At 72.1% G+C, this 11,826-nt stretch carries 14 protein-coding genes; 3 read left to right on the forward strand and 11 right to left on the reverse strand.

The annotated features are described in order from the left end of the window. Nucleotides 1-99: 99 nt before the first annotated feature. On the reverse strand, nt 100-819 hold the full coding sequence (locus ACFYMM_RS16140; protein WP_388386723.1) for a DUF305 domain-containing protein: 720 nt from the start codon (nt 817-819) through the stop codon (nt 100-102). Between the two features lie 85 nt (nt 820-904). Further along, complete coding sequence (locus ACFYMM_RS16145; RefSeq protein ID WP_388386725.1) at nt 905-1,297, reverse strand: DUF6153 family protein; 393 nt, start codon at nt 1,295-1,297, stop codon at nt 905-907. Between the two features lie 115 nt (nt 1,298-1,412). On the opposite strand from ACFYMM_RS16145, the gene ACFYMM_RS16150 reads away from it, so the two are divergent. Together ACFYMM_RS16150 and ACFYMM_RS16155 are read left to right on the forward strand one after the other, a co-directional pair. After that, nucleotides 1,413-2,522, forward strand: coding sequence for a nitrous oxide reductase family maturation protein NosD (locus ACFYMM_RS16150; protein ID WP_388386727.1), 1,110 nt, complete (start codon nt 1,413-1,415; stop codon nt 2,520-2,522). A 49-nt stretch (nt 2,523-2,571) separates the two neighbouring features. Further along, nucleotides 2,572-3,600, forward strand: coding sequence for a methyltransferase (locus tag ACFYMM_RS16155; protein WP_388386729.1), 1,029 nt, complete (start codon nt 2,572-2,574; stop codon nt 3,598-3,600). A gap of 78 nt (nt 3,601-3,678) precedes the next feature. On the opposite strand, the gene ACFYMM_RS16160 is transcribed toward ACFYMM_RS16155, so the two are convergent. From ACFYMM_RS16160 to ACFYMM_RS16200, 9 genes are all read right to left on the reverse strand, one after another. Then, a complete protein-coding gene (locus ACFYMM_RS16160; protein ID WP_388386731.1) occupies nt 3,679-4,011 on the reverse strand; it encodes a TcmI family type II polyketide cyclase in 333 nt (110 codons plus the stop codon). Between the two features lie 55 nt (nt 4,012-4,066). Further along, nucleotides 4,067-4,549: an SRPBCC family protein gene (locus tag ACFYMM_RS16165; protein ID WP_388386733.1), complete on the reverse strand. Its 483-nt coding sequence runs from the start codon at nt 4,547-4,549 to the stop codon at nt 4,067-4,069. A 1-nt stretch (nt 4,550) separates the two neighbouring features. Beyond that, nucleotides 4,551-4,808, reverse strand: coding sequence for an acyl carrier protein (locus ACFYMM_RS16170; protein ID WP_388386735.1), 258 nt, complete (start codon nt 4,806-4,808; stop codon nt 4,551-4,553). Nucleotides 4,809-4,813: 5 nt separating this feature from the next. Continuing rightward, entirely contained in the window at nt 4,814-6,067 is a 1,254-nt protein-coding gene (locus ACFYMM_RS16175) for a beta-ketoacyl synthase N-terminal-like domain-containing protein (protein WP_388386737.1), read from the reverse strand. 1 nt (nt 6,068) lies between these two features. Further along, on the reverse strand, nt 6,069-7,337 hold the full coding sequence (locus ACFYMM_RS16180) for a beta-ketoacyl-[acyl-carrier-protein] synthase family protein (protein WP_388386739.1): 1,269 nt from the start codon (nt 7,335-7,337) through the stop codon (nt 6,069-6,071). Next, nucleotides 7,334-7,795 carry a cupin domain-containing protein gene (locus tag ACFYMM_RS16185; protein WP_388386741.1) on the reverse strand — a complete coding sequence of 154 codons (462 nt, stop codon included), beginning with the start codon at nt 7,793-7,795 and terminating at the stop codon, nt 7,334-7,336. The genes ACFYMM_RS16180 and ACFYMM_RS16185 overlap by 4 nt, the downstream gene beginning before the upstream one ends. Nucleotides 7,796-7,866: 71 nt before the next feature. Further along, nucleotides 7,867-9,021: a SchA/CurD-like domain-containing protein gene (locus tag ACFYMM_RS16190; RefSeq protein WP_388386743.1), complete on the reverse strand. Its 1,155-nt coding sequence runs from the start codon at nt 9,019-9,021 to the stop codon at nt 7,867-7,869. A gap of 222 nt (nt 9,022-9,243) precedes the next feature. Beyond that, complete coding sequence (locus ACFYMM_RS16195; RefSeq protein WP_388386745.1) at nt 9,244-10,908, reverse strand: FAD-dependent oxidoreductase; 1,665 nt, start codon at nt 10,906-10,908, stop codon at nt 9,244-9,246. A gap of 268 nt (nt 10,909-11,176) precedes the next feature. After that, on the reverse strand, nt 11,177-11,383 hold the full coding sequence (locus tag ACFYMM_RS16200) for a hypothetical protein (RefSeq protein WP_388386747.1): 207 nt from the start codon (nt 11,381-11,383) through the stop codon (nt 11,177-11,179). Between ACFYMM_RS16200 and ACFYMM_RS16205 the strand changes: the two genes are divergently transcribed. Continuing rightward, nucleotides 11,337-11,735, forward strand: coding sequence for a hypothetical protein (locus ACFYMM_RS16205; RefSeq protein ID WP_388386749.1), 399 nt, complete (start codon nt 11,337-11,339; stop codon nt 11,733-11,735). The genes ACFYMM_RS16200 and ACFYMM_RS16205 overlap by 47 nt on opposite strands. The last annotated feature ends 91 nt before the right edge of the window (nt 11,736-11,826 follow it).

Genomic DNA, 11,826 nt, shown 5'->3' on the forward strand with positions numbered 1-11,826 from the left:
GACGGCAGCCGCCTGATAGCCACACCCAGCACCCCTGGGCGACCCAACCCTACGAATGGCTCGATCAACCCGATCAAGACGGTAGAGCCGCCTGATGTGTCAGCCCTTGCCGAGGAGCTTGTTCATCTCGGCGATCTCGGCGGTCTGCCCGGTGATGATGGCGTCGGACAGAGCCGTCGCGGGCTGATACCTGCCCTTGCTCTTCTCCGTGGTGGCCATCTCGACGGCGCCCTGGTGGTGCTCGATCATCATGGTCAGGAACATGGTGTCGAACTCCTTGCCGGACGCCTTCTCCAGCTTGTCCATGTCCCCCGGGTCCATCATCCCGGTCATCCCGGTCATCCCGGTCATGCCATTCATGCCCGGGGTGGCGGGAGCGGACGAGGGGGAGGAGGGGGAGGAGGGGGAGGAGTGGTCCATCCCGGGCATCGAGTCCATCGAGCCGCCCGCGGCCGGGACCCGCTCGTTCCAGGACTTCAGCCAGCCGGTCATCGTCCGGATCTCCGGACCCTGGGCCTTCTCGATCCGTGCGGCGAGGTCCTTCACCTGGGCGGAGGAGGCCCTCTTCGCCGCCAGACCGGCCATCTCCAGCGCCTGCCGGTGGTGGGGGATCATGCCCTGGGCGAAGGAGACGTCCTGGGCGTTGTGCGCGCCGGCGGCGGTGCCCGCGCTCGACGTCGACGGCACGGAGCCGTGGGCTTCGTGCCCGCCGCCGGCGTTGTCGCTGCTGCCGCCGCCGCAGGCGGCGAGGACGAGCGCGGCGGCGGCGGTGGTGGCCGCGAGGGCGGCGCGGCGAGTCACGGTACGGGTGTTGCGCATGCTGGAACTCCTGTGCTGCGAAAGAGGGATCTGGGCGTGCCGAGGCGCACCGCGTCGTCGAGCGGGGGCGCGGTGCGGGCGGTGTCTAGATCCGCAGGAGCTGGAGTTCCGCCAGCGAGGGCGGGGCGCGGGCGCCGTCCGGGGTCGCGGCCGGACGCGAGCACGCCGAGCCGGCCGGTACGGGGGCGGCCGCGGGGTCGGGAAGCAGGGCGGGCAGAGCCGGACCACCGCTCACCGAGGCCGCCGCGCAGGTCGCGTCGGCGTGGTGCGGGTGACCGCCACAGCCGTCCCCCCGGCAGTCGTCGGCGGCGGTCCCCGCCGCGGCCGTGATGTGCTGCCGGACACCGGTGTGGTCGTCGAGCATGCCGCCGGGGGCCAGCGCGTGCATGCCCAGCAGCCCCGCCAGCAGCCCCAGCACGAGCAGCGCACGCCACCGCCGCAGGGGCGGTCGGGCGGGGTGCTGCTCGTGGCGGTGCATCGGGATCATCCTAGGCGCAGCATGCGCCCGCCCTCACGGGGGCCGGGCCCCGTGACACGCCGCCGGATGGACCATCGGGCAGGTCCACGACCTTTTCGGTCATAACGTGCGGAATATGAGGAAATGCCGTATCGCGTACCTGGCCTGCACCGCAGCGATCATCGGAACCGGGCTCGGGGCCGCCCCGCCGGTCACCGGTCACCGGATCCACCTGGTCGCTCCGGGGGAATCGATCCAGAAGGCCGTGGACGCCGCCCAGTCCGGAGACACCGTCCTCGTGAGCCCCGGCGTCTACCACGAGAGCGTCACCGTGAAGACGCCCAGACTGACCCTGAGCGGCATGGGCCCGGGCACGGTGATCGAACCGGGAGCCGACGCCGCCACCACGGCGCAGACCCCGAGCACGACGCAGACCGCCGGCACGAAGAAGTCCGTCTCCTGCGCCGAGGCCGGCAACGGCATCTGCGTGCTCGGGACCAAGGAGCAGGACGTCGAGGGCGTCACCGTCGCCAACCTGACGGTGACCGGCTTCGCCCGGGCCGGCGTCTTCGGCATGGCCACCGACGGGCTCACCGTGCGCCGTGTCAACGCGGTGCGCAACGCCGTGTGGGGCATCGCCCAGGAGCGCTCCGTGCGCAGCGTGCTGCGCGACAACAGCGCCCAGGACAACGGCGACGCGGGTCTGTTCCTCGCCAACACCATCAACGAGGAGCAGGGCGCCGCCGACACCCGGGGAACCCTGATCGAGCGCAACTGGCTGCAGGGCAACCGCATCGGTGTCACCGTCCGCCGCCTGCGGGACCTGACCGTCGCGAGCAACCGCCTGACCGGCAACTGCGCCGCCGTGTTCCTCGTCGGCGACGAGAACAAGCCCAAGGCCGGCGCCCTGACGGTGCGCGACAACTACGTCGAGCACAACAACAAGTCCTGCCCGAAGACCGACCGGCTCCCCGCCATCCAGGGCTCCGGCATCGTCCTGACCGGCACCGAGGACGTCCTGGTGACCGGGAACACGATCAAGGACAACGTCGGCAGCTCCCCGCTGTCCGGCGGCATCGTCCTGTTCAAGAGCTTCGTCGGTGTGACCAGCGAGCGGAACCGGATCCAGGACAACGCGCTGCGGGGCAACGCCCCGGCCGACATCGTCAACACCGAGACCAACAAGGGCAGCAACACCTTCCAGCGCAACTCCTGCCGGGCGTCCACGCCCGCGGGCCTGTGCTGACCGGCCGGCCGCAACCACCCGTGGTCCAACGAAGGAAGGAAGGCGGCACATGACGTCCGCACCGACCGCCCCACCCCCGTCCATGCGGCTGAGGGAACTCGCCTTCGGGGCGGCGTGTGCCGCCGCCCTGCGGGCAGCCGCCCGGCTGGGCGTCGCCGACGTCCTCGGCGACAGCCCGATGGCCGTGGCGGACCTCGCGGCAGCCGTCAAGGCCGAACCCCGGCCGCTGCGCCGGCTGCTGCGCGCACTGTCCTGCTACGGCGTCTTCACCGAGCGCGAGGACGGCACGTTCGCGCACACCGATGTCTCCCGGCTGCTGCGCGAGGACGACCCGCACAGCCTGCGCGCCATCACCCTGTGGTGCACCGAGCCGTGGACCTGGGACGCCTGGCCCAGGCTGGACGAGGCCGTACGCACCGGCCGCAACGTCGTGGAGGACCTCTACGGCAAGGAGTTCTTCGTCTACCTCAACGAGGACGCCCCCGAATCGGCCGACGTCTTCAACCGGGCCATGACCACCTCCAGCATGCAGTCGGCGCGGGACGTGGCGGAGTTCCTCGACCTGTCGGGTAGCAAGTCGGTGGCCGACATCGGCGGCGGCCAGGGGCATGTGGTGGCGAGCCTGCTGGAGAAGTACCCGGCGATGCAGGGCACCCTGCTCGATCTGCCGAGGGTGGTGGAGAACGCCGACCCACGGCTGCGGGAGGGCGGCGCGCTCGCGGACCGGATGCGCGTCGTCCCCGGGGACTGCCGGGTCGCCGTCCCGGTCCAGGCCGATGTGTACATCATCAAGAACATCCTGGAGTGGGACGACGAGAGCACCGCCCGCACGCTGCGCAACGTCATCGACGCGGGCGGGCCCGGCACCCGGGTCGTGGTCATCGAGAACCTCGTCGACGACACCCCGTCGATGCGGTTCAGCACCGCCATGGACCTGATGCTGCTGCTCAACGTCGGCGGGGCCAAGCACACCACCGACAGCATGGTCGGCCGGCTGACCGAGGCGGGCCTGACCGTCCGGGACATCCGCCCGGTCAACCCCTACCTGCACGCGTTCGACTGCACCGTCCCGAGCTGACCCGGCGGTACGGCGCACACCACCGGCCGCCGGGCCCGCGACATCGCGGGCCCGGCGGCCGGTGGCCGAGTGGGCGGTTCAGACGCCGGCGTCCCGCTCCCACAGGTAGAAGCGGCGGGCCATGGCGTCCTTCGGTGAGCGCCAGGTCGCGGGGTCGTACGCACTCACGTACGCCGACAGCCGCTCGCTGACGCCCCTGAACTCGGGGTGCCCGGCCACCTTGGCGATGGCGGGGCCGGGATCCCGCTCGGCCTCGATGAGGTGCATATACACGTCACCGAACTGGAAGAGGCTGCGCCGGGTGACGCCGACCAGGTGGGGCAGTTCCCCGCGGTCGGACTCCTCGAAGATCTTCGAGATGTCCTGGGCCGAACCCGGCGCCATCCGGGCGACGATCAGGGCTTGGTGCATGGCCTGTCCTGTCTGTCGTGGCTGTGGTGGCCGTCGTGGCTGACCTGGCGTCGGTTCAGTCGGTGGTCAGGACGGGCTCGGGCCGGTGCCCGGCGGCGGCCTTCTCGATCTTGTCCCGGATCAGACCCATCTGGATCTTGGAGTTGCGGTTGATGTTGTCGGTCATCCAGTCGTCGTCGACCGGCGCCTCGGGCTTCATCTCGAAGTCCTGCGTCCAGACCATCCGGGTGCCGGCCGGTACCTCCTCGTACCGCCAGTGGATGTTCATGAAGGCGAAGGGACCCGTCTCGACCCGGCGTGCCTTGACGGTCAGCGAGGGACGGTCGGTCTCCCGCTCCGAGACCCAGCTCCACACGGTGCCGTTCTCGTCCGGGTGCATGGTGAGCCGGAACTTCGTCCGGTTCCCCTCCTGGGAGAGGATCTCGGCGGCGGCGTACTCGGTGAACAGCCGCGGCCAGTTCGCCACGTCGTTGGTCATGTCCCAGACCAGGTCGACGGGGGCGGCGATGGTGATCTCGTTCTGGGTGTGTCCGGCCATGTCAGGCTCCCGCGGGAAGTGCGCTGTTGACGAGGTCGAGGAACTGCCGGGGGGTCTTGCACCGCTCCGCGTCCGGCGGCATCGGCGCACCGTGCCGGTTCTCCAGCTCGCCGACGATGCCGAGCAGGCCGAGCGAGTCGATGCCGAGGGTGTCGAAGCCGGAGTCGCACCGCTGCTGGAGTTCCGGCGCGGGGACGGTGATCCCGGCGGCCTTCTTCATGAGTTCGGCCAGCTCCTCCACGGTGATGCGGTCACTCATCGATGTCATCTCCTTTCGTCGGCGGCGCCGTGCCGCAGCACCAGCGCCGAGTTCGACCCCATCAGTCCCCGGCTCAGGACCAGCGCCGTGCGCGGCCGGGCGGCCCGCGCCCGGCCGGTGACCAGGTCGAGGTCGTGGCAGATGTCGAACACGTTGGGGGTCGGTGGGATCAGGTCGTGCTCCATCGCGAGCACGGCCGCCGCGGTGTCCAGCAGGGGCGCCGCGCAGTAGCCCCGGCCGATACCGGTCTTGGGTGCCGTGACGGGCACCCGGGTGCCGTGCGCGCCGAGGGCATCGGCGATGGCCAGTGCCTCGGCACGGTCCGCCGCGGGCACACCCAGGGCATCGGCGAAGACCACGTCGATCTCCTCCGGTGCGCAGCCGGCCTCCTTCAGCGCGCCGCGGATGGCCTGGGCGAGGCCCTCCCGGGACTCCTCCCAGCGGGAGGCGCCGGTGAACGTCGCCGCGTGTCCGGCGACCGTGGCCCGTACGGCCACACCCCGCTCCCGGGCCGAGGTCTCGTCCTCCACGACGAGCATGGCGCCGCCCTCGGCCGGCACGAAACCGCAGGCCGCGGCCGTGAACGGACGGTAGGCGCGGGCCGGGTCCTCGACGGTGCTCAGCTCCGGGTAGCCGAGCTGACACACCACCGAGTAGGGAGCCAGGGGCGCCTCGGTCGACCCGGCCACGATCACGTCCGTACCGCGCCGCACGGCCCGGGCCGCGTGGGCCACGGCGTCCAGGCCGCCGGCCTCGTCGGCGGCGACCACCGAGCAGGGGCCCTTGAGACCGCGGCGGATGGAGATCTGGCCGGTGCTGGCCGCGTAGAACCAGGCGATGGACTGGTACGGCCCGACGAAACGGCTGCCCTTTCCCCACAGCTGCTGCAGCTCCCGCTGTCCGAACTCGCCGCCGCCCGATCCGGCCGCGGTGACCACGCCCACGGAGAACGGCGAGCCGTCGGTGTCGGTCTGGCCGAGGCGGGCGTCGGCCAGCGCGAGATCGGCGGCGGCCATCGCGAAGTGCGTGAACCGGTCGGTCTGCACGATCAGGCGCTCCTCGACCGCCGCCGCCGGGTCGAAGTCGCGGACCTCGCCGGCCACCCGTAGCGGCAGGTCCTCGCAGCCCTCGCGGGTGACCCGGTCCAGGACGCTGATGCCCTCCGCGGTGGACTTCCAGAAGGTCTCCGTGCTAGCTCCGTTGGGCGCGATCACGCCGATTCCGGTGACGGCCGCCCGCCTGGGATGCGGTGCGCTCATCTCATCGTGTCCTCTCCCTCGGCCGGTTCAGGATCACCGCGGACTGGAAGCCGCCGAACCCGCTGCCCACCGAGAGCACGCTGTCGAGCCGCCGTTCCCGGGCGACGCGCGGTACGTAGTCCAGGTCGCACTCGGGATCGGGGGTCTCGTAGTTGGCGGTCGGTGGGACGACCTGGCGGGCCAGGGCCAGTACGCAGGCGACGACCTCTATCGCACCGATCGCGCCCAGTGAGTGGCCCACCATCGACTTGATGGAACTCATCGGCGTGTCGTAGGCGTGCGAGCCCAGGGCCCGCTTCACCGCGGCGGTCTCGTGCCGGTCGTTCTGCTGGGTGCCCGACCCGTGGGCGTTGACGTAGTCGATGGCTGTCCGGTCGAGCCGGGCGTGGTCCAGGGCGACCTCGATGGCGCGGGCCATCTCCAGACCCTCACGGGTCAGACCCGTCATGTGGTAGGCGTTGCCGAAGGTGGCGTAGCCGCTGATCTCGCAGTACACGTGGGCCCCGCGGGCCCTGGCGTGCTCCAGCTCCTCCAGGACGAGGACCGCTCCGCCCTCGCCCATGACGAACCCGTCACGGTCGGCGTCGAAGGGGCGGGAGGCGTGCGCGGGGTCGTCGTTGTTGGGCGAGGTCGCCTTGATCGCGTCGAAGCACGCCATGGTGATCGGTGATATCGGCGAGTCCGAGGCACCGGCCACGCACACGTCGGCCCGGCCCTCCTCGATCGTGTGGAAGGCGTACCCGACCGCGTCGAGCCCCGAGGTGCACCCCGTGGACACGGTCTGCACCGGCCCGCGCGCCCCGAACCGCTCCGCCACCGTCGAGGCCAGCGTGCTGGGCGAGAACGCCCGGTGCAGGTGCGGGTCCGCCTCCCGGTGGTCCACGTCCCAGCGCTGCCCGCGATGGCTGACGAGGACGTAGTCGTGTTCGAGGCGGGTGGTACCGCCGACCGCGGTGCCCAGGGAGACCCCCACCCGCCAGGGGTCCTCCCGGGTCAGGTCGAGGCCGGCGTCGCGCACCGCCTCGTCCCCGGCGACCAGGGCGAACTGGATGTACCGGTCGCAGCGCGCGACCTGCTCCGCGTCCAGCCCGTGGGCCGCCGGATCGAAGTCGCACTCGGCGGCTATCCGTGACCGCAGACCGGCCGGGTCGAACAGCGAGATGGCCCGCGTCGCCGTACGCCCGCCCGACAGCAGCTCCCAGAACGCCGGTACCCCGATGCCGCCGGGTGCGACGATGCCTATTCCGGTGACCGCCACTCGTCTGGTCATGAAGGAACCTGCCGGCGTTCGGCGGCCCGGCCCTCGGCGGCGCCCGCCGCGTTGGCACCGACCGGTACGGCGTCGGTCTCCTCGGTGTCCACATGGCCGAGCGGCGGGCTCGGGGCGAGCGGACCGAGGTGGAAGACGATGCGGGCCTCCACCTTGCCGACATTGCGGAAGCGGTGGCGTACGTGGGCGGGGATCATGAGGCCCTGCTCGGGCCGCAGCGGGTGCGGCTCGCCGTCCAGGTCCACCTCCAGCTGCCCGCACACGACGTACACGAACTCCTCGGAGTACGGGTGGTAGTGCTCACCGATGCGGTCACCGGGCTGCACGATGGCCACGCCCATGAAGCCGCTGGTGGAGCCGACCGTGGCCGGGGTGAGCATGGCGCGCAGATCACCACCGCGCCGGACGTTGGGCTCGACCTCGCTGAGATCCACGATCCTGGGCCGGGATTTGATCACGACGTTCCTCCGATCATCTGCTGCATCGACATGGGGGTCATGGCCGGCGCGGCCCGTGTGCTGGCGGTTCATCAGGCCTCGGGCGAGCGGCGGTCGGTGACGAGGTTCATCCGGGCGTGCGCCAGGAAGCGCGCCAGGTCACCGGCCTTCGCGGCGCCGGCCCCGGCGGCGGAACCGTCCAGGCCCGTCGTCAGCTCGGCCGCCTGCGCCGCGTCGGTGAGGCCGAGGAGCAGTTCGGGGGCGCCGGCGTCGAGTCCGCCGCGCACGTCGATCAGCCGCACCACGACGTCGTCGCGCTGGAAGATCGTGCTGCGCAGCACCGGGCTGCGCGGATCGTCGGCCGCCGCCTCGTCCTGCCGGGCGAGGAACTCGGCCAGCCGCATGCCCTGACCGGGCCGGGCCGGGTAGTACAGGGCGTGCCGCTCGGCCCGCGCGTCTTCTTCGGCCGCCGTCACATGGTGCACGGCGGGCAGCGCGGCCCGGGTGAAGAAGACGCGGGCCGACTCCGGGTCGTCGAGGTCGCGGTGCTGCTCGAGATAGGGGTTGATGGCCTCCTCGACGGCCCGTACCTCGGGCTGCCGGGCGACGTGGCGCAACGCGGAGAGCAGGTCGCCGCGTACCTCGATGGCCCGTACCACCCGGTTGCCGTGCATGAACAGCGAGGTGCGGCACAGCCGGGTGTGGTCGTCGACGCGTGGCTCGGGCGAGGCGTACCCGGCGAGGATCTCGGCGACCGTCTCCTCGCTGCCGGGCTTCACGGTGAAGGTGAGCGCGTGCCGGATCACACCGTCGCCGATCCGGGGCGAGGTCTGCAGACGGCGCTTGCCGGGCGCGGCGTCCGCGGCCGGACCGCCGGTCTCGCGCACCACGTGGTAGCGCAGCGACCTGGTGTCCCGGACGCAGCTGTGCAGCGGCTCGACCATCCGCACGTGCTCCTCGCTGTTCACCCAGGCGAGGAACGGCGGGGCGCTCTCCCACTCGCTGGTGATCAGCCAGTGGGAGGGGTTCTCGATGGACTGGCACAGCTGGTCGCTGACGTGGCCGGGGACGGAGGCGACCTGGTTGCAGAGGTTCTCGTACGCCTCCAGGAACTGCTGCTGGGCTCCGTCGTAGACGTCCACCAGAAGGACGACCCGGAGCCGGGAGCCGTCGAACACGGACTGGGAGACACGTTGCGACACCTGTCGCGTCAGCGGACCTGAAGCACGTTCGGACGTGGTGGTCATCCTGCGCACATCTCCTTCACGGGGCAGAGGTGAACGTCGGCCGCGGTGACGCGACGTCAGCGTTCCTCGATCCTGTGCCCGTGCCCGCAGGCGCGCGACTCGTATGAACTACGCGGGTGACGGCCCCGCTCCCGGCAGTTGCCCGCCCGCCGGCCCAGGCCGGTGGGCACGGCTGGGCGGCGGCGTACGGGGGTACGCGCGCCGCCGCCGGGTTTGCGAAGGTCAGGCCAGCGCCAGCACCTCGGTCAGGACCTGACGCAGGGTCGACACGGCATCCGGGTCGGGACCCGGCGCCCGCCAGGCGACGAACCCGTCCGGGCGAACCAGTACGGCGCCCCCGCGTGTCGTGCCGTGCCGCTCCGCCCAGTCCGCCTCCTGCCCGGCCCCTTCCGGCACGAGGTCGGCCCCGGGGCCGGTGCCCACCCGGTACGACCTGAGCGGGAGGGACATCTCCCGGGCGAGCCGGGCGGCGGCCGCGTGCCATCCGCTCGGGTCACCGGCGTCGGTGAGGAGGACCGGGGACCGCTCGTAGAGGTCCAGGGTGGAGACCCGCTCGTCGCCGTCCCGTACCCACAAGTGGGGCGCCCTGCTGCCCGGTTCGCCGGTCAGCTCCAGGGACTCGGGGACGACCGGGGCGGTGGGGTCGGCGCCCACGACGGCGCCGTGCCGGTAGCGGTAGCCGAGCGCCACGTTGAGGATGCCGCGCTGGGGGCCGCCGCCCGCGCCCGGCGGCACGGCGAAACCGGGGTGGCTGTGTTCGGCCGACCGTACGGCGGCCCGGGCGCTGGTCGCCTCCGCCACCGGGCGGCGCTCCGCGTCGTAGCTGTCCAGCAGCCGTTCGCCGGCCCAGCCGCCGAGCACTGCGGCCAGCTTCCAGGCGACGTTGTGCGCGTCCTGGATGCCGGTGTTGGAACCGAAGGCGCCGGTGGGGGACATCTCGTGGGCCGAGTCACCGGCCAGCAGGACGCGTCCGGTGCGGTAGCTGCGGGCCACCCGCTGGGCGGCGTGCCAGGGCGCCCGGCCGGTGATCTCGACGTCGAGACCGTCGACCCCGACCGCGCGCCGGATGTGCTCCGCGCACCGCTCGTCGGTGAACTCCTCCAGCGTTTCGCCGTGTTCGGGGTGCCAGGGGGCGTGGAAGACCCAGTGCTCGCGGTTGTCCACCGGCAGCAGGGCGCCGTCGGCGTCCGGGCTGGTCAGATAGCAGACGATGAAGCGGCGGTCGCCCACGACGTCGGCCAGGCGCAGCGAGCGGAAGGTGATGCTGACGTTGTGGAACAGGTCGCCGGGCCCGCTCTGGCCGATGCCCAGCTGTTCCCTGACGGGGCTGCGGGGGCCGTCGGCGGCGACCAGGTAGTCCGCGCGGACGGTGGTGTGTTCACCCGTACGGCGGCTCTTGACCACCGCGGTGACGCCGGTGGGGTCCTGTTCGAACGACATCATCTCGGTGCCGTAGCGCAGATCGCCGCCGAGTTTCGTCGCCTGGTCGAGCAGGACCGGCTCCAGGTCGTTCTGGCTGCACAGGCACCAGGAGCTGGGGCTGAAGCGGGCCAGTCCGCCACCCGGGTCGATCTCCCGGAACAGCCACTCGCCCGCGTCGCCGGCCAGGGTGGGCGTCTGCAGGATGCCGTGGTTGCCGGCCAGCGTGGCTGCGGCCTCGTGGATGGCCGGCTCGGCCCCGGCCACCCGGAACAGCTCCATCGTGCGGACGTTGTTGCCCCGGCCGCGCGGGTGGATGGAGGTGCCGGCGTGCCGCTCCACCAGCGTGTGCCGCACCCCCAGCCGGCCCAGGAACAGCGAGGTCGACAGGCCGACCAGGGAGCCGCCGACAATGAGGACCGGGACCCTCAGGGTGTGGGGGTCGGCCTGATCGGCTCGTACGTTCATCACTCTCGCCTCCAGCACGTCGTCTCCGCCGACTCGACCGGATACGGCCGAGATCCTCATGCATGCCCCGTCAGGCGAACGGTGGCCCAGGCATCACCCGCATTGACGTGCCCGCGCGCCCGGCTCACCGGCCCGGGCATCCGCCCTTGTCACTGAGCCCCGTCGCCCCGGCCAGGGGCAGCGCGCCCGCGATGGCGCGCCCAGGCCGCCGGCGGAAGACAACAGGGGCAGCAGCGCGGTTGGTGGCGTGTGGCCGCCGTGAGCGCCTTCACAGCGCGGTGCCGGTCTCCATGGCCAGCGCCTCCAGGAGGCGGTCCTGGAACGCCTCGTCGTGGACGGCGCGGTGCGGCCGCAGCCGCTCGCCGTGGTACCAGTACCCGCCGGTGGTCAGGGACCGGGGGTCGTCGCCGGAGGCAAGCCATTCCTGGGTGCGATGGCCGAGTTCGAGGTCGTCCGGCGCGCTCGGCCCGCCCATCCGCGCCCTGTACTCACCTCTCCACCCGGACGGCACCACGAAGACGGTCAACATCGCCCACTTCCAGTTCCCCGACCCGCGCGGCCGTGACTTCTTCCCCGACTGGGAGCAGTCGGTGCACACCACCGTCGCCCTGCTGCGCACCGAGGCCGGCCGTGCCCCGCACGATCCCGGGCCGACCGGTCTCATCGGTGGACTCGTCACGCGGAGCGAGGAGTTCCGTACCGCCTGGGCCGAGCACAACGTGCGCCTGCACCACACCGGCCGAAAGTCCTTCCGGCATCCCGCCGTCGGTGTCCTCACGCTCCACTTCGACGCCGGGGAACTGCCCGGCCGGCCCGGCCCGGCCTGACCCTCACCGCCTACAGCGCCGCCCACGGCACGCCCGAGCACGACGCACCGCGTCTGCTCGTCGCCTGGGCCGCCACCGAGAACGCCGGGCC

The sequence above is a fragment of the Streptomyces sp. NPDC006739 genome (assembly GCF_042869815.1).
Classification (GTDB): Bacteria; Actinomycetota; Actinomycetes; order Streptomycetales; family Streptomycetaceae; genus Streptomyces.